The sequence below is a fragment of the Enterobacter sp. LM3 genome, from assembly GCF_046622475.1.
Lineage (GTDB): Bacteria > Pseudomonadota > Gammaproteobacteria > Enterobacterales > Enterobacteriaceae > Enterobacter > Enterobacter cloacae_P.
In genome coordinates this window covers 1-19,820 of record NZ_JBJURN010000023.1, presented here as the reverse complement: position 1 = coordinate 19,820, position 19,820 = coordinate 1, and the positions used below count along the sequence as shown (strand labels likewise).

The 19,820-nt window shown below is 55.4% G+C and carries 21 protein-coding genes; 5 read left to right on the top strand and 16 right to left on the bottom strand.

Annotated features, from left to right (window positions below; all coding sequences use genetic code 11):
• Nucleotides 1–57: 57 nt before the first annotated feature.
• From ACJ9N4_RS18935 to ACJ9N4_RS18925, 3 genes are all read left to right on the top strand, one after another.
• Nucleotides 58–495, top strand: coding sequence for a VOC family protein (locus tag ACJ9N4_RS18935; protein ID WP_182918466.1), 438 nt, complete (start codon nt 58–60; stop codon nt 493–495).
• Nucleotides 496–639: 144 nt separating this feature from the next.
• Nucleotides 640–1,239, top strand: coding sequence for a DUF3916 domain-containing protein (locus ACJ9N4_RS18930; RefSeq protein WP_232105419.1), 600 nt, complete (start codon nt 640–642; stop codon nt 1,237–1,239).
• A gap of 134 nt (nt 1,240–1,373) precedes the next feature.
• On the top strand, nt 1,374–1,646 hold the full coding sequence (locus tag ACJ9N4_RS18925) for a hypothetical protein (protein ID WP_182271346.1): 273 nt from the start codon (nt 1,374–1,376) through the stop codon (nt 1,644–1,646).
• A 261-nt stretch (nt 1,647–1,907) separates the two neighbouring features.
• Here ACJ9N4_RS18925 and ACJ9N4_RS18920 read toward each other — a convergent pair whose 3' ends face one another.
• From ACJ9N4_RS18920 to paaA, 16 genes are all read right to left on the bottom strand, one after another.
• Nucleotides 1,908–2,426, bottom strand: a complete 519-nt coding sequence (locus tag ACJ9N4_RS18920; RefSeq protein ID WP_182918467.1) for a DUF2569 domain-containing protein — start codon at nt 2,424–2,426, stop codon at nt 1,908–1,910.
• A 111-nt stretch (nt 2,427–2,537) separates the two neighbouring features.
• Complete coding sequence (locus tag ACJ9N4_RS18915) at nt 2,538–2,882, bottom strand: DUF1294 domain-containing protein (protein WP_182271344.1); 345 nt, start codon at nt 2,880–2,882, stop codon at nt 2,538–2,540.
• A 107-nt stretch (nt 2,883–2,989) separates the two neighbouring features.
• A complete protein-coding gene (locus ACJ9N4_RS18910; protein WP_182918468.1) occupies nt 2,990–3,382 on the bottom strand; it encodes a cell envelope integrity TolA C-terminal domain-containing protein in 393 nt (130 codons plus the stop codon).
• A gap of 190 nt (nt 3,383–3,572) precedes the next feature.
• Complete coding sequence (gene paaY / locus ACJ9N4_RS18905) at nt 3,573–4,169, bottom strand: phenylacetic acid degradation protein PaaY (protein ID WP_182918469.1); 597 nt, start codon at nt 4,167–4,169, stop codon at nt 3,573–3,575.
• A 9-nt stretch (nt 4,170–4,178) separates the two neighbouring features.
• Nucleotides 4,179–5,114 carry a phenylacetic acid degradation operon negative regulatory protein PaaX gene (paaX, locus tag ACJ9N4_RS18900; protein WP_182271341.1) on the bottom strand — a complete coding sequence of 312 codons (936 nt, stop codon included), beginning with the start codon at nt 5,112–5,114 and terminating at the stop codon, nt 4,179–4,181.
• A 110-nt stretch (nt 5,115–5,224) separates the two neighbouring features.
• Nucleotides 5,225–6,547 carry a phenylacetate--CoA ligase PaaK gene (gene paaK, locus ACJ9N4_RS18895; RefSeq protein ID WP_182271340.1) on the bottom strand — a complete coding sequence of 441 codons (1,323 nt, stop codon included), beginning with the start codon at nt 6,545–6,547 and terminating at the stop codon, nt 5,225–5,227.
• Between the two features lie 26 nt (nt 6,548–6,573).
• The gene (gene pcaF, locus ACJ9N4_RS18890) at nt 6,574–7,779 is read right to left on the bottom strand and encodes a 3-oxoadipyl-CoA thiolase (RefSeq protein ID WP_182271339.1); all 1,206 of its coding nucleotides are present in this window, start codon (nt 7,777–7,779) and stop codon (nt 6,574–6,576) included.
• Complete coding sequence (paaI, locus tag ACJ9N4_RS18885; protein ID WP_182271338.1) at nt 7,779–8,201, bottom strand: hydroxyphenylacetyl-CoA thioesterase PaaI; 423 nt, start codon at nt 8,199–8,201, stop codon at nt 7,779–7,781. Before paaI ends, pcaF begins: the two co-directional genes overlap by 1 nt.
• Nucleotides 8,191–9,618 carry a 3-hydroxyacyl-CoA dehydrogenase PaaH gene (paaH, locus tag ACJ9N4_RS18880; RefSeq protein ID WP_411500713.1) on the bottom strand — a complete coding sequence of 476 codons (1,428 nt, stop codon included), beginning with the start codon at nt 9,616–9,618 and terminating at the stop codon, nt 8,191–8,193. The genes paaI and paaH overlap by 11 nt, the downstream gene beginning before the upstream one ends.
• A gap of 1 nt (nt 9,619) precedes the next feature.
• A complete protein-coding gene (paaG, locus tag ACJ9N4_RS18875; protein WP_411500718.1) occupies nt 9,620–10,408 on the bottom strand; it encodes a 2-(1,2-epoxy-1,2-dihydrophenyl)acetyl-CoA isomerase PaaG in 789 nt (262 codons plus the stop codon).
• Nucleotides 10,408–11,175 carry a 2,3-dehydroadipyl-CoA hydratase PaaF gene (paaF, locus tag ACJ9N4_RS18870; protein WP_182271336.1) on the bottom strand — a complete coding sequence of 256 codons (768 nt, stop codon included), beginning with the start codon at nt 11,173–11,175 and terminating at the stop codon, nt 10,408–10,410. Before paaF ends, paaG begins: the two co-directional genes overlap by 1 nt.
• A complete protein-coding gene (gene paaE / locus ACJ9N4_RS18865; protein ID WP_196391256.1) occupies nt 11,172–12,242 on the bottom strand; it encodes a 1,2-phenylacetyl-CoA epoxidase subunit PaaE in 1,071 nt (356 codons plus the stop codon). The genes paaF and paaE overlap by 4 nt, the downstream gene beginning before the upstream one ends.
• A gap of 7 nt (nt 12,243–12,249) precedes the next feature.
• Complete coding sequence (gene paaD, locus ACJ9N4_RS18860; RefSeq protein WP_411500712.1) at nt 12,250–12,747, bottom strand: 1,2-phenylacetyl-CoA epoxidase subunit PaaD; 498 nt, start codon at nt 12,745–12,747, stop codon at nt 12,250–12,252.
• 14 nt (nt 12,748–12,761) lie between these two features.
• The gene (gene paaC, locus ACJ9N4_RS18855; protein WP_411500711.1) at nt 12,762–13,508 is read right to left on the bottom strand and encodes a 1,2-phenylacetyl-CoA epoxidase subunit PaaC; all 747 of its coding nucleotides are present in this window, start codon (nt 13,506–13,508) and stop codon (nt 12,762–12,764) included.
• An 8-nt stretch (nt 13,509–13,516) separates the two neighbouring features.
• Complete coding sequence (gene paaB, locus ACJ9N4_RS18850; RefSeq protein WP_182271332.1) at nt 13,517–13,804, bottom strand: 1,2-phenylacetyl-CoA epoxidase subunit PaaB; 288 nt, start codon at nt 13,802–13,804, stop codon at nt 13,517–13,519.
• 11 nt (nt 13,805–13,815) lie between these two features.
• Complete coding sequence (paaA, locus tag ACJ9N4_RS18845; RefSeq protein ID WP_411500710.1) at nt 13,816–14,745, bottom strand: 1,2-phenylacetyl-CoA epoxidase subunit PaaA; 930 nt, start codon at nt 14,743–14,745, stop codon at nt 13,816–13,818.
• A gap of 284 nt (nt 14,746–15,029) precedes the next feature.
• Between paaA and paaZ the strand changes: the two genes are divergently transcribed.
• Both paaZ and tynA read left to right on the top strand, forming a co-directional pair.
• Nucleotides 15,030–17,069 carry a phenylacetic acid degradation bifunctional protein PaaZ gene (paaZ, locus tag ACJ9N4_RS18840; RefSeq protein ID WP_182271330.1) on the top strand — a complete coding sequence of 680 codons (2,040 nt, stop codon included), beginning with the start codon at nt 15,030–15,032 and terminating at the stop codon, nt 17,067–17,069.
• A 165-nt stretch (nt 17,070–17,234) separates the two neighbouring features.
• Nucleotides 17,235–19,511 (top strand): primary-amine oxidase, encoded by a 2,277-nt coding sequence (tynA, locus tag ACJ9N4_RS18835; protein WP_196391253.1) that lies wholly within the window; start codon nt 17,235–17,237, stop codon nt 19,509–19,511.
• The last annotated feature ends 309 nt before the right edge of the window (nt 19,512–19,820 follow it).

Genomic DNA, 19,820 nt, shown 5'->3' with positions numbered 1-19,820 from the left:
TTTAGGCCAGCCGTAATATAAATTCAGAATTAATTTCAGGCAATTAAGGGGGTGGATATGTCGCAGATTTTACCAGGCGTTGAGGTTTTGTTTGTCGCGGGTTTCGGGCCCATTTCGCGAAATACAGAGTCCAGTGCAGGGTTTTATGTCGAGACACTCGGATTGCCGCTTAAGCCAATGGAGGGTAACTGCGACTATCTTCTTGCCGAAGAAGGTATGTTGGAGGGGGTTAAACATTTTGCCGTCTGGCCGCTATCACAGGCTGCAACATCATGTTTTGGCGAGGAGCAGTGGCCAGCCGACCATCCGATACCGCAGGGATGGATTGAATATGAGGTACAGGATCTCGCTTCTGCTACCCGTATCCTGAGTGAAAAAGGCTATCGCCTGCTGGTGGCTAACCGCACCGAACCGTGGGGGCAAACCGTTACTCGCCTGCTTAGCCCTGAAGGCTTGCTTACCGGGTTGACGATCACACCGTGGCTACGGGGGTAAGTGGTGTTCGCTTCTGGCGCGAAGCAGACTTGCATGAGGAAATGTGAGATCTGTTTTGAGCGAGGGGCAAACATAAATTCTTGCAAGCCGATTGCGGTGCATTAAATTGCAGACGTAACGATAAACTGAACAACTTAGGATAGAATGCTCTTTGTAGGGACACAACGTGAACCGTTTGAGCAGCTAAAAAGTAAATTATTCATGAGTAGACGACTTAACAGAGATCATCGAACCAAAGTCAGAAATATTCCCCGACGCATAAAAGCTCTTAACCGTTGGGCTGGTACTTTTCACAACCTTGAACGTAGTGTTTTTTCAGAAGATGAGCATTACTGGAATTTCAAAATTCCAGTAGATATCAACCTCGTTCAGGGGAAATATAGCACGCTTAAAACCAAAGCAGCTTGTGCGCAAGCTTTGATTAATGCATGTTCAAACCTCATAACGGCCACTGCTGGTATGAATTACAGCCCTCGGATTACCGCTGTAGTATGTCTTCCGGATATGTTTACAAGTGAGGTCTGTCTTTATCGCTCCGAGGAATATTATCAAGGCTTCGTAACTGAAGGTCGTTCTGAAAATGGTGCTTCTGCTTTGATCAAAGATCGTAGCCTTGCTGCTGAGTGGGGACTCATTCTGCCAGCTAACGTACAGGAAATCGGTATCACACTCGAATACTATGGAAGCGAGGATCGTGATGAATGGTTCACAGGAGAACGCTGGTATTATGGTCAGGTTGCTTAGGTGTGTTGCATCCATAGGTTGAACTCACAGCAAAAAGCAGACGTACTCGTACCCTACTAATAACAATAGTTTCAGAAGTCTTACTAACGTTATATCAATGGTGTTAGGTATTTTTTCATGTAGAGGAAATAGATGTGAATAACTATGTAATCTTCATTAAAGGTGATGAGTCCAAAGTAATCGCTAAGAATCTATTGACGAGACATATTTCTAATGAACTGAAACATAAAGGATTTACTAGATATCCTTATACAATAGAAGCAGATAATGAAAAAGACGCCATTCAAATACTAAATAAACAAGGTCAAGAGCACCTAAACGCACTTTCTGAATACACAGGGAACATCTTTTTCTACTGTGCTGTTTTAGTTGCGGGATTGATGGTGGCACTCATTTTCTTCCGCTAATTTTTAAGAGACAGGCTGTCAATAAAAAAAATCAACAAACCTTGACAGAAATCACAGATAAGCGGAATGCTACCGAATAATTGCTGCCCTGGTTATCTCGAATGAGATATTCCTTCTTTCACTTTTGTAATGTCCGCTCCAGGCGCAGGGCTGCAGTTGCAGCCCTGACAATCTGAGACTTCAACAGATTCAGCTTGTTCAATACCGGGAATCAAATCCACCAAAAATCCTTTAATATCGTTTACTGACTGCCTGGTTCGCCTACCAAATGAACGTCTTTTTAACCCGTACGGAGGTGCGGAAGTACGGGATCCATATACAAGCGTAAATCACATATGTAATAACAGGCATCACCTGAGCAAAGTCCAGGGTGAGTTGCGGGAATATGTAAGAAGTGGCTACCCGATCAATTAGCATAAGAGTGACACTCGAAACAAGCAATGCACAATAAGCCAGGGGTAACTCTTTCTTTTTACGTAAAAACAGAGAAACAATATAAATGACAAAGAGCAGGAAAATTAAGTTAACCCCAGCAGCAATAAAGAGATAGATAGTCTGGGAGATCGGAAGACGACCTAACGTTCCCATGCCAGCACTTAAAGTTACTGCCAGAGAATTGAAGTAAGAGTAAGCGATAAACAGTATATTGATCAGTGGCAGATATAACAAACCGCCTATTTTACGATATCGTTTTTCCTCACACTCAGCACAATATTCAAGATGCTGCGGGATCTCCTTGTCACATGTAATACACGTCCATTTAAAAGAGGTGTCGTTCATTATTCATCCTTATTGATATGTTCGATCTTAGTGATGTGGCTTTACCCCAGAACAGAGTAAAGCTTCACCAATATCGGCTAACCATGCACTTTCTTTAGGGGTATTACCTGTTCAGGAAGGGAAAAATGGAGAGTACTGATAAACCGCCACCATCACTGAGAGACTCAATACCACGCTGATGATGAAATATGTTTTAAATGGTTGCTTTTGTGTTTTATGGCGAAAGAGCTGTTGACCCACAATCGCCCCCGGCCACCCCCCCATCAATCCAAACACCAGCAAAGTAGATTCTGGCACTCTGCGCCAGGCCTTACGCGCCGCCATTTTGTCTATGCCGTAAATCGTCAGTGTCAGTACGTTGACAAGCAGAAGCCACGTGACAAAGGGATACGACGTAAAAAGGCTCCCGAATGCCGCGAAGATCAGTAGCAGATAACAAAAGCGATTGAGATTCATATTATTAGTCACAGCAATTATCAGAATTGTATCGACACCGCATTATACGCAACATAAATGGCGGGAAGAACCCGCTGCCTGTCGCTTAGCCACGTGGAGGTGATGAACTAGCCGAGCATATCAAAGCGCGATTTTTGGAAATCTCCATATACCTCCGGATGGGTAAAGGCGGGGAATGTGGCTTTCTGAGCAGCGGATTTTAACGCTTCACAATATGCTTTATTACCATCACTGGTCGAAATATTTGAAGCAGTGCCATCCTGAGCAAACTCGATATGCAATCTGCATTTTTTCCCTTTCCAGCTTTGTGGTGCAACAAGTTTGGCATTAATAGCCGCTTTGATTGCCCGGGCCTGAGCGCCCCACTCATCCTGATCGTCCCAGCGGCCAGAACCGCAACTGCCCGTTGCCGTGGTTTTATGGCACCCGGAAGGATGTAACGGCGCACAACCCGCAGCTAAACCGGCCAGAGCAATCAGTATGAAGATTTTCTTTTCCATATGACGAAATCCCTCTCGTTTTGTCAGCTAACGTTTAGCCCCCTATCATATTTCAATTCGCGCCCCTGACCAGCTACCATTATTGAACCCGGCGACAGAAATACTCGTACCTGTTCGCTTAATCAGCCCGTTAGCCACGTCTGTCTGCGACCTGAGACAGACGTGGCTAACGGGCTGACCTCAAGCCCACTCACCCCGCCGACTTTGGCCTCAAATTCTCATCAAATATCAGCCGTTGCCGCCCGGGTTCTGCCTCGCGCAGCGGTTCAACCTGATGCATCGTCAGCTTGCAGCGTTCCACCAGCACCTGGTATTCCCGCGTGCCCTGCATCTTCCACGCTATTTCCTGTTCACTCAGCTCACGAATCGCTTTGGCCGGGCTGCCAATAATCAAATGGTTGGCAGGCATTTCCGCTTTCGCCTTCACAAACGCCGCCGCACCGACAATGCTGTTTTCGCCGATCACCGCGCCGTCCATCACCACCGCATTCATCCCGACCAGTGCGTTACGCCGGATAATGCAGCCGTGCAGAATGGCGCTGTGGCCAATATGCCCGTTTTCCTCGACCACGGTGTCCTGCTCCGGGAAACCATGCATCACGCAGTTATCCTGAATGTTGGCACCGTCTTTCACCACAATACGGCCAAAATCGCCGCGCAGGCTGGCATTTGGGCCAACGTAAACACCTTTACCCAGGATCACATCACCAATAAGTACCGCCGTCGGGTGAACATAGCTCTCGTCAGGCACGACCGGCGTCAGACCGTCAATTTGATAAACAGGCATCCTCACTCCTTATGCGCTTGTAAGACCACCAAAGCGTTGATAGTAGAGCGTGCCAGGCACGGGCAGTTCACCGACGGAGGTTTCGCCTTTCTCACTGACAAACGCCAGCGCTCCCGGTGCCACACGCTGATAAATATTGATGCAGAGCTGTCGGGCACTTTGCCCTGCCCAGTGCGCTGGTAGTAACTCTTCCGGCAACAGCGGGTCTTTCAGCACCACACGACGATAAAAATGGATCAGTAACAGCTGGATCTGGAAGCAACGTTCTGGCGTCAACTCTTCCGGCGCAGCCTCTTTCAGCAGCGGCAACAACGGCCGGAATGAGTCGATAAACGTCTCGTACATGACGTTTTGTTCTGTCAGTTGCCAGCACTCTTCTACCCGGGAGCGTAGCGCAGCGCGGGACAGTGCCAGCGGTGAGTGAGCCTCGAAGAAGATGACGTTTTCCGCCACGCCCGCGTCATGCAACAGGGACTGCACATCCGCCAGATGCTGAGATGGCGAGGCCATCAGGCTCGGCGCAAGCGTGCCAAACCCCTGCCATATAAGCTGTTTTTTCACATCGGCGAGGGTCGTTTTGTCCAGACCTTCAGAGAGCAGCAGCAGCCATTTGCCGTCCCATGCGGGCAGTTCCGCACGGTAGATTTTATTCTCCGCGCGACGGGTCAAACGCAGTCCTTTATCACTCAGACGGTAAAAGCTGCGACGCCCAATGCGGGAAACATCCAGCCAGCCCTCTTTGTTAAGGCGGAACAGCGCGGTACGCACAAAACGTTCACCAAACCCCATGCCTTCAAGTAAAGCGGCCAGGCTGCCGAGCCAGATTTCACCGCCTCGATGGGAAAGTGCATCACCGTACAGGGAAGAGATAAGCGATGTCCCGCTGATGGGAACGGAGCTGACTGCGTGCTGGATGAAGGCGTCGAGTTTATTCATGTGATTCATTCTGTTGTGATTTTTTTCCTGGATGAATCATAGCATAAAATGTTGTGCGGTTTGGTTCCCTCACCCAGCCCTCTCCCCAAAGGGAGAGAGCCAGGGTGACACGTCTGGCCTTAGCTGTTCGCTGCCACCTTACGCAGGTCGAACACCCGGCAGGCCTTCCCTTCAGAGCGCGGAATGCTGCCACAGTTAACGATCATCACGTCGGTGGAGATCCCAACCATTGATTTAATGCGGTGGCGCAACTGATGACAAACCTGGCAGCGCTGCTCGTGAGTGAGCGTTAAGCTGCTCTCTTTCAGCTCCACCTTCACCGAAAGCGAATCAAGATGTCCGCGGCGGTTCACCTCCAGCTGATAGTGCGGAGAGAGGTGTTCAAACTTGACGATCTCTTCTTCAAGCTGCGACGGGAATACGTTGACACCACGGATGATCAGCATATCGTCGCTGCGCCCGCTGATGCGATCCATACGGCGCATAGTGCGTGCGGTGCCCGGCAGCAGACGCGTCAGGTCACGCGTGCGGTAGCGGATCACCGGCAACGCTTCTTTGGTCAGCGTGGTGAACAGCAGTTCGCCCTGCTCACCGTCGGCCAGCACCGTGCCGTCGTTCGGATTGACAATCTCCGGGTAGAAATGATCTTCCCAGATGGTCGGGCCGTCGGCGGTTTCGATACACTCCATCGCCACACCCGGGCCCATCACTTCTGACAACCCGTAGATATCCAGGGCGGTGATCCCCAGTCGTTTTTCAATTTCACGGCGCATGGCCTGTGTCCACGGCTCAGCGCCGAACACGCCCACCCGCAGGGAACAGGTGCTGGCATCGCCCCCCATCTGGCGTTCCAGCTCTTCAATCAGGTTCAGGCAGTAGGACGGTGTAACCATGATCATGTCCGGCTGGAAATCACGGATCAGCTGTGCCTGCTTCTCGGTCTGACCGCCGGACATCGGGATCACCGTCGCCCCTAAACGCTCAGCACCATAGTGTGCCCCCAGTCCGCCGGTAAAGAGGCCGTAGCCGTAGGCCACGTGGATTTTATCTTTTGCGCTGCCGCCTGCGGCACGCAGGGAGCGGGCAACAATATTAGCCCAGTTGTCGATGTCGTTTTGGGTATAACCCACGACAGTCGGTTTACCGGTAGTACCGGACGAGGCGTGGATACGCACCACCTGCTCCATCGGTACGGCAAAAGTGTCGAACGGGTAGTTATCGCGCAAATCCTGCTTGGTGGTGCACGGGAATTTACGAATGTCGTCCAGCACTTTGAAATCGTCAGGGTGAACGCCCGCAGCGTCAAACTTACGTTTGTACATCGGAACGTTGTTGTAGGCGTGATGCAGCGTCCACTTCAGGCGCTCGGTTTGCAGAGCCTGCAATTCGTCAATGGATGCAGTTTCGATCGGATCAAGCTTTGTTGTATTTGTCGTTGTCATTGTAGGGTACTCACATTGTAATTCGCTCAAACACGCTCAAGGATCATGGCGATGCCCTGACCCACACCGATGCACATCGTACAAAGCGCATAGCGCCCGTTGCGTCGGTGCAACTCATTGCTGGCAGCCAGTGCCAGCCTGGCACCGCTCATTCCCAGCGGGTGGCCTAATGCGATAGCGCCGCCGTTCGGGTTGACGTGTGCGGCATCGTCCGGTAATCCCAGTTGACGCAACACGCCCAGCGCCTGTGAAGCAAAGGCTTCGTTAAGCTCAATGACATCCATATCGTTAATATTCAGACCGGCGCGCTCCAGCACTTTACGGGTGGCTGGCACCGGGCCTAACCCCATCAGACGCGGTTCAACACCGGCGGTGGCCATCGCCACGATCCGGGTGCGTGGAACCAGACCTTGCGCAAGTGCCATTTGCTCGCTGGCGATAATCAGCGCGGCGGCACCATCGTTCACGCCGGAGGCATTCCCCGCGGTTACCACGCCGTTTTTACGAAACGGGGTTTTGAGCGCGGCGAGCTGTTCAGGCGTGGTATCGGCGCGCGGGTGCTCATCCACGCTGATTTCTGTCACCGTTCCCTTTTTACCAGGCACCCGTACCGGCACAATTTCCTGCGCCAGAACACCATTCTGCTGCGCCTGTGCGGTACGCTGCTGGCTGCGCAGGGCAAACGCGTCCTGATCGGCACGGCTGATATTTAACAATTCAGCTACATTCTCTGCCGTTTCCGGCATGCTGTCAGTTCCGAATTGCTGATGCATGAGCGGATTCACAAATCGCCAGCCGATGGTGGTATCAAAGATCTCCGCCTGACGCTGAAACGCCGCCGTGGCTTTACCCATCACAAACGGCGCGCGGGACATCGACTCCACGCCCCCCGCAATCATCAGATCGCCGTCACCGGCTTTGATAGCGCGAGCGGCAAAACCAATCGCGTCCAGCCCCGAACCGCACAGACGGTTGATGGTGGTACCGGAAACCGTCTGCGGCAAACCTGCCAGCAACGCCGACATGCGCGCCACGTTGCGGTTATCTTCCCCCGCCTGGTTGGCACAGCCGAAAATCACATCATCAATACGTTCCAGGTCGAGCTGCGGGTAGCGTGCCAGCAGCGCACGCAGCGGCACTGCCCCCAGATCGTCCGCACGTACACCCGCTAATCCGCCGCCATAGCGACCAACCGGGGTACGAACACCATCACAAATAAATGCATCACGCATCAGGCTTCTCCTGTCACACTGCCGCCAATGCGGTGAGATTTCCCGCGAAAGAGAGCGACCGTTTTCTGTTGTTGGTTCTGGATTTCAATGTCGTACACGCCGGTCAGCTTGCCCTGATGCTTCACCCGCGCGGTGGCGGTCAGCGTGTCCCCGGCAAAACCTGGACGCAGAAAATCAATGGAGCAACCCGATGCCACCGCCGCCAGTCCCTGACTGTTACAGGCGTAGGCAAAGGCGGTGTCTGCCAGTGAGAACAGCTGTCCACCGTGGCAGGTTTTATGGCCGTTGAGCATCTGCGGGGTGATGGTCATGGTCACCACCGCATACCCGTCATCCATCTCGATAATGTCGATCCCCAACGCCTGCGCGCAGGCATCCTGTTCATACATGGTGCGGGCGTTATGCCAGGCGTTATGACTCATAGCTACTCTCCAGAAGCGCCCGCTGGCGCAGCAGTGAACAGGGGCGATAGCGTTCTTCACCGTAATGACGTTGCAGGTTTTCCAGCAGCGTGAGCAGGCGTTGCCAGCCCAGACGTTCTCCCCATGCAATCGGGCCGCTCGGGTAATTCACGCCCAGACGCATCGCAGTATCAATATCCTTCTCGCTGGCGACCCCTTTTTGCAGCGCATCCAGCGCTTCGTTGGCAATCATCGCCACCGTCCGCCAGACCAGCAGGCCGGGATAATCGGCAATTTGCACCACCCGGTGTCCCTGCTGTTGCAGCCAGAAGATGGCCTTTTGCGTGGCGGTGTGCGGATTGCTGGACGCCGCCGCGATAACGGCCACGTCGCGCTCAATACGGTCAACCACCACCACCGGGCTGTTCAGCCGAAGCGCCAGTGCCTGCGCAGTTTCGCCCTGTGTTTCAATCAACAGTACGCCGTCAATTTCCGTGACACCGTCACTTTTTCTCTGGACGCTCATCGGACTAAAACTGTCGTTGACCGCCTCAAGCCACTGCACGTCCGGTTTATCGCCGTGCCAGTCGTAAACGCCCCGCCCGCTTTTTTTACCCAATCGTCCCGCCAGTACCAGCTCCTGCTGCACCAGCGATGGCAGGAAACGACGCTCCTGCCAGAAGGCGTTAAACACCGAACAGGTCACGGCAAAGTTGACGTCCTGACCAATCATGTCGGTCAGCTCCAGTGGCCCCATCGGGAAACCACCGCCTTCGCGCAGCGCGGCATCAATCACCTCCGGTGCGGCCACCTGTTCTTCCAGCGCACGCCAGGCTTCGGAATAGAACGGGCGTGCCACGCGGTTAACGATAAAACCTGGCGTTGACTGGCAACGCACCGGCTGTTTTCCCCAGTTCAGCGCCAGCTCGCACAGCGCATCGGCCACTTCAGGCGATGTCGCCAGCCCGCTGACCACTTCCACCAGTTTCATCACCGGTGCCGGGTTGAAGAAATGCAGCCCCGCGACGCGCTCCGGGTGGCGAATGTCTGCGGCGATGGCGGTGACGGAAATTGAAGAGGTATTACTGGTCAGCAGCGTCTGCGGCGGGCAGATTTCCGCCAGCTGTGTAAACAGCGCTTTTTTCACCTCCAGCCGTTCAGAGGCCGCCTCAATGACCAGATCCGCTGCGGCAAGGGCAGAGATATCCGTCACCGGAACCAGCCTTGCGAGGATCTGCGAGCCAGAGTCCGCAGACAACTTTCCGCGCATCACGCGGGAAGCCAGACGCTGACGAATACCGTCAATCGCGCGGGAAACGGCCTCGGAAGCGAGGTCATAAACCAGCACCTGATGACCATGACTTGCCGCCACTTCGGCAATCCCGGCTCCCATCGTGCCGCTTCCAATCACGGCGACAGTGCGGATAGGTATCGCCATGTTATTTCCCCGTAAAGTTCGGCGCGCGCTTCGCCAGAAAGGCGCTGACACCTTCCCGATAGTCGTCACTGCGCCCGGCCAGACGTTGATAGTCACGCTCCAGATCAAGCTGTGCATCCAGAGTATGGGTCTCTGCGGCGTTGATCGCCTGCTTGATCAGCCCCAGGCCAAAGGTTGGCTGCGACGCAAAGTGCAGCGCCATCTGCTGTGCCGTAACGGAGAGCTGTTCGTCGTCCACCACCTGCCAGATCATCCCCCACGCCTGCGCCTGTTCGGCACTGAGTTTGTCACCGAGCAACGCCAGCCCCATTGCCCGGGCGCGTCCGGCGACGCGCGGCAGCAGCCAGGTACCACCGCAGTCCGGCACTAGCCCTAGCTTGCTAAAAGCCATCACAAAGTTAGCGGAGCGGGCAGCAATCACCATGTCGCAGCCGAGTGCCAGCGTAGCCCCCGCCCCGGCCGCCACGCCGTTGACCGCACAAATTACCGGTTTCGGCAGTTTTGCCAGACGGCGCACCAGCGGGTTGTAAAAGGTTTCAACGGACATCCCCAGATCGGGAGCCGGGCCGTTCGGGTCGACGTTGCGGTCGTTAAGATCCTGACCCGCACAGAAACCGCGTCCCGCCCCGGTGATCAACAGACAGCGGATGGTGTCATCCCGCTCGGCCTGCTTCAGGCACTCCGCAAGTTGCTGGTGCATCACGTCGTTAAAGCTGTTCAGACGCTCCGGGCGGTTCAGCGTAAGGGTCATTACGCCTTGCTCTACATGACTCAGAATAAATTCCACAATTAGCGTCCTTTAAAGTCGGGGGTGCGTTTTTGTAAGAAGGCGTCGATGCCTTCACGACGATCGTCAGTCGCCGAAAGCAACGTAAACAGCTGCCGCTCCTGGGCCAGCCCGGCCTGCAACGGCACTTCCTGAGACTGGCGCAGCGCCTGTTTCGCCGCCTGCAGCGCCAGCGGAGAGTGGCGCGCCATCAGCGCGGCCTGCTTCAGGGCGTACTCCAGCGTCAGCGACGCCGGAAACACATCGCTGACCAGACCGGCGCTCTGCGCCTGTTGTGCCGTAATGCTTTCCCCGGTCAGCACCATTTTGCTGGCAAGCGATTTGCCCACACAGCGAATAAGACGCTGCGTGCCGCCCGCACCCGGCATAATGCCGAGGGTGATTTCCGGCAGACCAAAACGGGCGTTGTCACCGGCGATAACCACGTCGCAGAGCAACGCGAGTTCACACCCGGCTCCCAGCGCGAAGCCGTTAACCGCGGCGATCAGAGGTTTGTTAAAGGTGTTGATCCGCGCCCACAGCTGAGGACGGATATCGTTCAGCGTGGCGGGCAGATCTTTCTCCGCCATTTCATTGAGATCGGCTCCGGCAGCGAAACAGCGCTCGTTGCCGTAGATCACACAGGCGGAGATGTCGGTATTCGCCGCTGCGGCTTCCAGTTCTTCAGCAATCTGCGTTAACAGCGCATTGTTGAGCGCATTACGCGCCGCCGGACGGTTCAACGTCAGCTGCAATACACGACCATGACGGGTGACAATCAGTTCGCTCATGCCATCCCCTTCGCGTCGAAATCGACGATCACGTCAGCGGTTAACGGCAACGCCTGACAGCTCAGGACATACCCGGCAGCCAGCTCGTCCGGCTCCAGGCTATAGTTGGTGAGCATATCCACTTTACCGCGCACCACTTTACATTTACAGGTGGCACACACGCCGCCTTTACAGGCATAGGGCAGATCTGCCCCCTGGCGCAGGGCAGCATCAAGAATGCTTTCGTCATCGGCCGTCAGGGTGATTTCACGGTCGCGCCCGTCCTGGCGGACGGTGACTTTCTGCCCTTCGACCTGCACGTTTACAGCGCGTTTCACCGCTGAGCCAGGCGTGTTGAAGCGCTCAAGGTGGATAGATTTTTCTGCCATCCCCAGCGCTTTCAGCGCCGCTTCAGCGTCGTCCATCATCGCCGACGGGCCGCAGATAAAGGCTTCGTCATACTGGCGGAAATTGATCAGGGTTTTCGCCAGCGCCTGCAGTTTTTCGCCATCAATGCGACCGTGAAGCAGATCGCTGTCAAGCCGCTCCTGGCTGAAGATGGAGACCAGCTGCAGGCGCTGCGGGTATTTGTCTTTCAGATCCGCCAGCGCGCCGCGGAACATCATGCTCTGGCTGCTGCGGTTGCCGTAGATCAGGGTGAAGTGGCTTTTCGGCTCGGTGGCCAGCGTAGCGGAGAGAATAGCCAGCATCGGCGTAATGCCCGATCCAGCCGCTATCGCCAGATAGTGACCCTCCCGTTCGGCCCGGGGCTGATAGCCAAAATGGCCCTGCGGCACCATGACGTCCATCGTCATACCCTGCACAATCGTATCGCGGGCATAACGGGAAAAACGCCCGCCTTCGATGGCTTTCACCGCCACGCTGATCTCATCCGGTGCGGTACTACGGCAGATGGAGTAGCAGCGGCGAAGCTCATCACCACCCAGCGTGGCCTTTAAGGTCAGGTGCTGACCCGGGCGAAAGCGGTAAGCATCCTGCAATTCCTGCGGCACGGAAAAGGTAATTGTGACAGCGTCACGTGTTTCGGGTTCCACTTTTGCCACTTTTAATGAATGAAACGTTGTCATGGCAGCCTCAAATGCATTTGAAATAATCGAAAGGTTCACGGCAGGTGTTGCAGCGCCAGAGCGCTTTGCAGGCCGTTGAACCAAATTCACTGATGAGCGCGGTATCGGTGCTCGCACAGCGCGGGCAGCTCACCGCCGCAGGAACATGGGCGTGACAGCTATGGCCTACAGGCGGGCTGATGCCATACTCACGCAGACGTTCGCGCGCATCGGCTGTCATCCAGTCGGTGGTCCAGGCGGGTTCAAGCTGGAGCACGATATGTACCGGGGTAAAGCCATGCGCAGTCATCGTGTCGCGGATGGCTCCCAGCAGGTGTTCCGTCGCCGGGCAGCCCGAGTAGGTTGGCGTGAAGCCAATCACCCAGCCTTCGCCCTGCGCGGAAACGCTGCGCACCATACCTAAATCGGTGATGGTCAAAACCGGGACTTCAGGATCCGGGATCTGGCTTAACAGCGACCAGATTTGCGGGATTTGTGCAGGTGCGATGTCCACGAGACGTTGCATGACATTCCCCTCTCTTACCACTGCTGCCCGGGGTACATACGCTGGAGATATTGCATCTCTGCCAGCATTGGCCCCAGATGTTCGGTGTGCAGCCCACGCTTGCCGCCAGTGCGATACGCCACTTCATCGGGCACGTTCAGGGTGGCTTCCTGCAAGCCAGCAAACACTTCGCTTTCCCATGCCTGACGCAGCGTGCGCGGGTCGATGGCAATACCGGACGCAACCAGTTCCAGTTCGACGTCATCGGCGTCGAACAGCTCAGCGGTAAAGCGCCACAGATTGTTGACCGCCTGCTGCATTTTTTGTGCGGATACTTCTGTGCCGTCACCCAGGCGCACCAGCCAGCCGCGGCTAAAGCGCAGGTGATAGCGCGCTTCTTTAATCGCTTTTGCGGCAATAGCGGCAATCTGGCGGTCACTGCTGTGGATCAGGCGCTCATACAGCGCCACGTTCCACGCATCCATAAAGTACTGACGGACGAGGGTGTCGGCGAAATTGCCGTTAGGTTGTTCCACCAGCAATACATTGCGGAACTGGCGCTCATCGCGGCCAAAGGCCAGCGTATCTTCATCGCCCTGGCCTTCCAGTTCGGCGGCGTAGGTCAGGAAATTGCGCGCCTGTCCCAGCAGATCGAGACCGATATTGGCCAGTGCGAGGTCAATTTCCAGCTCCGGCGCGTGACCACACCAGGCTCCCAGACGCTGAGAGAGCACCAGACCGTTGTCGCCCAGACGCAGGACGTATGCAGATAATGTTTTCATCCCTGACCTCACATGTGCTCAATGCCATCAGGGATGGTGTAAAACGTCGGATGGCGGTAGATCTTGCTCTCCGCCGGGTCGAAAAACGCACCGCTCTCTTCTGGCTGGGAGGCGACAATCTCGCTCGCCTTCACCACCCAGATGGAACAGCCTTCGCTGCGGCGGGTATAAGCATCACGCGCGTTTTCCAGCGCCATGCGGTCGTCAGCGGCGTGCAGACTGCCAACGTGACGGTGGGATAACCCTTGTTTGCTGCGTACAAACACTTCGTATAACGGCCAGTAGACATTGCTCATGTTGCTTCCTCTTAAGCCACTTTGCGGGCGTGTTGTTTTTCTGCGTGCGCCAGTGCGGCTTCGCGCACCCACGCCCCTTCTTCCCAGGCTTTACGTTTTGCGGCCAGGCGTTCGTGGTTGCAGATACCGCGCCCGTTAATGACGTCGTCAAACTCGTGCCAGTCGATCTCGCCGAAGCGGTAGTTGCCCGTCCCTTCGTCCAGGTGCAGGTCAGCATCCGGCACGGTCATGCCCAGCATTTCCACCTGCGGGATGGTGTTATTCACAAAACGCTGGCGCAGCTCGTCGTTACCAAAGCGCTTGATTTTCCAGGCCAGGCTGCGGGCGCTGTTCGGTGAGTTGTCATCGTTAGGCCCGAACATCATCAGTGCCGGCCACCAGAAACGGTTGATAGCATCCTGTAACATCTGACGCTGGGATCCACTGCCCTGCGCCAGTGCCATACAGGCTTCAAAGCCCTGACGCTGGTGGAAGCTCTCTTCTTTACAGATTTTCACCATCGCCCGGGCGTACGGGCCGTAAGAGGTACGGCACAGCGCCACCTGGTTGACGATGGCAGCACCGTCCACCAGCCAGCCGATTACGCCGATATCAGCCCAGCTCAGCGTTGGGTAGTTGAAGATGGAGGAGTATTTCATTTTGCCGTCGAGCATCTTCTGATAGATGTCTTCCCGCGCGCAGCCCAGCGTTTCCGCCGCGCTGTAGAGATACAAACCGTGGCCGGCCTCGTCCTGCACTTTCGCCAGCAAAATGGCTTTACGGCGCAGCGTGGGGGCGCGGGTGATCCAGTTCCCTTCCGGCAGCATGCCGACAATTTCAGAGTGTGCGTGCTGACCAATCTGGCGGATCAACGTCTTACGGTAGGCGTCAGGCATCCAGTCCTGCGGCTCGATGGCCGTCTCCTGCGCTATGCGCTGCTCAAAGCGTTGTTCTTGCGTCACATCATCACCTTTATGATTCGCTAATCTATCTTAACAAGTGAAATGGTGAATCATTTCGTTTCTTAAAAGTTACACAGAAGTTAAATATAACCCCAAGAAATGTTTCCTTGTTTTGTGATGCTGCTCGCAAGGCTTTTCAAGCAAGGCGTGTGAACTGAGGCTTTATGAGCTGTATTTCGTCATGCCAGATCACAACGTTAACAATTCATTAAAACTCAGCTTGATTTTTATGATTCATGATCAAACTATCTATAGTGAAATTACGTAACATTTGGAGATAAGCGATGCAGCAGTTAGCCAGCTTCTTGTCCGGTACCTGGCAGTCTGGCCGGGGCCGCGAGCGCAATATTCATCACGCCATCAGCGGCGAAGCCTTGTGGGAAGTCACCAGCGAAGGGCTGGATATGGCGGCCGCCCGCCACTACGCCATTGAACACGGCGGTAAAGCACTTCACGCGATGACCTTTATCGAACGAGCCGCCATGCTGAAAGCGGTGGCAAAACATTTGCTCAGCCAGAAAGAACAGTTTTATGCCCTGTCAGCCCAGACCGGGGCGACAAAGGCCGACAGCTGGGTCGATATCGAAGGGGGTATCGGCACCCTCTTCACCTATGCCAGCCTCGGTAGCCGCGAACTGCCGGACGACACGCTGTGGCCAGAAGATGAGCTGATCCCCCTGTCGAAAGAAGGCGGTTTTGCAGCGCGCCACGTATTAACCTCAAAATCTGGCGTGGCGGTGCATATCAACGCCTTTAACTTCCCGTGCTGGGGCATGCTGGAAAAACTGGCTCCCACCTGGCTTGCCGGGATGCCTGCGATCATCAAACCCGCCACCGCCACCGCGCAGGTCACGCAGGCAATGGTGAAATCGATCGTGGAAAGCGGTCTGGTACCGGCGGGAGCCATCAGCCTGATCTGCGGCGGTGCAGGCGATCTGCTGAGCCAGCTCGACAGCCAGGACGTGGTGACGTTCACCGGCTCCGCCAGCACCGGACAGAGCCTGCGCGTTCACCCAAACATCGTGGCGAACGCGATCCCCTTCACGATGGAGGCAGACTCCCTGAACTGCTGCGTGCTGGGGGAAGACGTCACGCCAGATCAACCGGAATTTGCCCTGTTCATTCGCGAAGTGGTCCGCGAGATGACCACGAAGGCCGGGCAAAAATGTACGGCTATTCGCCGCATTATTGTGCCGCAGGGGCAAATTGATACCGTCAGCCAGGCGCTGATTGCGCGGCTGGAAAAAGTGGTGGTGGGCGACCCGGCACAGGAAGGGGTCAAAATGGGCGCACTGGTGAATAGTGAACAGCGCGCCGACGTGCAGGAAAAAGTCGATCTGCTGGTTGCCGCAGGCTGCCAGATCCGTCTGGGTGGCAAAGCCGATCTGCAGGCCGCGGGCGCGTTCTTCCCGCCAACCCTGCTCTTCTGCCCGCAGCCGGACGAGACCCCTGCCGTGCACGCCACCGAAGCCTTCGGCCCGGTTGCCACCCTGATGCCATACCGTAACGCAGAGCACGCGATAACGCTGGCACGCGCGGGCGGCGGCAGCCTGGCGGGCACGCTGGTGACGGCCGAACAGACCATCGCCCGCCAGTTTATTTCCGGTGCGGCGCGCGCCCACGGACGCATTCAAATCCTCAACGAGGAGTCGGCCAAAGAGTCCACCGGGCACGGTTCTCCGCTGCCGCAGCTGGTACACGGCGGTCCAGGCCGCGCGGGCGGCGGTGAAGAGCTGGGCGGTCTGCGTGCCGTGAAGCATTACCTTCAGCGTACTGCCATTCAGGGCAGCCCGACGATGCTCGCCGCCATTGGCAAACAGTGGGTGCGCGGTGCGCAAGTGCAGGAAGATCGCGTACATCCATTCCGTAAATACTTCGAGGAACTGCAGCCGGGCGATAGCCTGCTGACGCCGCGCCGTACCCTGACGGAAGCCGATATCGTTAACTTTGCCTGCCTGAGCGGGGATCATTTCTACGCCCACATGGACAAGATCGGCGCAGCGGAGTCGATCTTTGGCGAGCGCGTGGTACACGGTTACTTCCTGATTTCAGCCGCGGCGGGGCTGTTTGTCGATGCGGGTGTCGGGCCGGTCATTGCCAACTATGGCATGGAAAACCTGCGCTTTATCGAGCCGGTCAAACCTGGCGATACCATTCAGGTGCGCCTGACCTGCAAACGCAAAACGCTGAAGAAACAACGCTCTGCCGATGAAAAACCGACTGGCGTGGTGGAATGGGCCGTTGAGATCTTCAACCAGAACCAACAAGCCGTCGCGCTCTACTCCATTCTGACGCTGGTGGCGCGCCAGCAGAGCGACTTCTGACGTTTTCCTCTCAAGTCCATTGACCGGGGTGTGATTTACCCCCGGTCTTTTTTTAACCTGGCAAGACTGGCAAATAACCTGGCAGATGCAGGCAAACGCTTTTCGCCTGCGGCTGTCAGGATAAGGTCATCACAACACAATAAACACAACAATATGAGGTCAACGATGGGAAGCAACTCTTCTTTTTCTGCCCGTAAAACGGCACTGGCCATGACAGTTGCTCTGTTTTGCGCCTGGCAGTCTCCCGTTTTCGCCCACGGCAGTGAGGCGCATATGGTCCCGATGGACAAAACGCTGCAGACGTTTGGCGCTGATGTGCAGTGGGATGATTACGCACAGATGTTCACCATTACCAAAGACGGTGCGTTTGTGAAGGTAAAACCCGGCGCAAAAACCGCCATCGTCAACGGCAAAACCCTGAAGCTGCAGGTGCCGGTGGTGATGAAAAACAAAAAAGCCTGGATCGCTGACACCTTCATTAACGATGTCTTCCAGTCCGGCCTTGACCAGACTTTCCAGGTTGAAAAACGCCCTCACCCGTTAAATGCGTTAACGGCTGACGAAATTAAGCAGGCTGTCGACATTGTCAAAGCCTCTGCCGATTTTAAACCGAATACCCGCTTTACCCAGATTGCCCTTGCTGAGCCAGAGAAAGCCAAAGTGTGGGACTTTGTGCTGAACGGTACGCCGGTAGACTCTCCTCGCCAGGCGAACGTCATCATGCTGGACGGAAAACATGTTATTGAAAGCCGGGTTGACCTGAAAGAGAAAAAAGTCCTGCGCTGGGAGCCGGTCAAAGACGCGCACGGCATGGTGTTGCTGGATGACTTCACCGCCGTACAACAGATTATCAATGACAGCCCGGAATATGCCGATGCGCTGAAAAAACACGGCGTCACCGACCCGAAGAAGGTCATTACGACCCCGTTAACCGTCGGCTATTTTGACGGTAAAGACGGGCTGAAACAGGAAGACCGCCTGCTGAAAGTGGTGAGCTATCTGGACGTTGGCGACGGTAACTACTGGGCACACCCTATCGAAAACCTGGTGGCAGTGGTCGACCTCGAACAGAAGAAAATCCAGAAAATTGAAGAAGGTGCGGTTGTTCCGGTTCCGATGGCTCCACGCCCATATGATGGCCGTGACCGCATAGAAACCCCGAAAAAACCGCTCGACATCATTGAACCGGAAGGGAAAAACTACACCATTACCGGCGATATGGTGCACTGGCAGAACTGGGATTTCCACCTGAGCCTGGACTCCCGTGTCGGGCCGGTTATTTCTACCGTGACCTGGAACGACAATGGCAAAAAGCGCCAGATCATGTATGAAGGATCGCTCGGTGGGATGATCGTCCCTTACGGCGACCCGGATGTCGGCTGGTACTTTAAGGCGTATCTGGATTCCGGCGACTACGGCATGGGCACGCTGACCTCCCCACTGGTGCGCGGCAAAGACGTACCGTCTAACGCCGTGATGCTCAATGAAACCATTCCGGATTACACCGGTGCACCCATGGAGATCCCTCGCGCAATCGCCATCTTCGAACGTTATGCCGGGCCGGAGTATAAGCACCAGGAGATGGGTCAGCCGAACGTCAGTACCGAACGTCGTGAACTGGTGGTGCGTTGGGTCAGTACCGTCGGCAACTATGACTACATCTTCGACTGGGTATTCCACGAAAATGGCACCATCGGTATTGATGCGGGCGCGACGGGTATTGAAGCCGTGAAAGGCGTGCAGGCGAAAACCATGCATGATGCCACCGCAAAAGACGACACTAAATATGGCACCCTGATCGATCATAACATCGTGGGTACCACCCACCAGCACATCTATAACTTCCGTCTGGATATGGACGTGGATGGTATCAATAACAAGATGGTGGCGATGGATCCGGAAGTGAAACCCAACACCGCCGGTGGCCCGCGTACCAGCACCATGCAGATCAATCAGTACAGCATTGATACCGAGCAACAGGCTGCGCAGAAATTTGACCCGGGTACCATCCGGCTGCTGAGTAACACCAGCAAAGAGAACCGCATGGGTAACCCGGTCTCGTACCAGATCATCCCTTACGCGGGCGGTACACACCCGGTGGCGACCGGTGCGAAGTTTGCCCCGGACGAGTGGATCTACCACCGCCTGAGCTTTATGGATAAACAGCTGTGGGTGACGCGCTACCATCCAGATGAAATGTACCCGGAAGGGAAATTCCCGAACCGCTCAACGCACGATACGGGCCTGGGCCAGTACAGCAAGGATAACGAGTCGCTGAACGACCAGGATGATGTGGTCTGGATGACGACCGGGACAACTCACGTTGCACGTGCCGAAGAGTGGCCAATTATGCCGACGGAATGGGTGCATACCCTGCTCAAACCGTGGAACTTCTTCGACGAGACACCAACGCTTGGCAAGAAGAAAGACGAGCAGAAATAAGTAAACGACCGGGCGCGATGCCCTAATGTTTGTCAGTTAAGCGACGCAAAGGCACTTTGTTATTTCAGTGGTATCGTTCCGTTCACTCAGACATTTCTGCTACCTGCATAATCCGCTGCGGTGAACGTGTTAAGGGGGCTATCGCGCCCCCTTAACAATCCCGGCTCCCGGCAAAGAAAATCGCCGCTTCGCGGTGCCCTCAGCTTATTCCTTCCGGCTTTTCGGGGACGGGTGAAGTGGTTTAATAGTTTTAGACACGTTCAGAGGTTATAAATTAAATAACTGATGAGGTGCAAAAAATGAATTCAC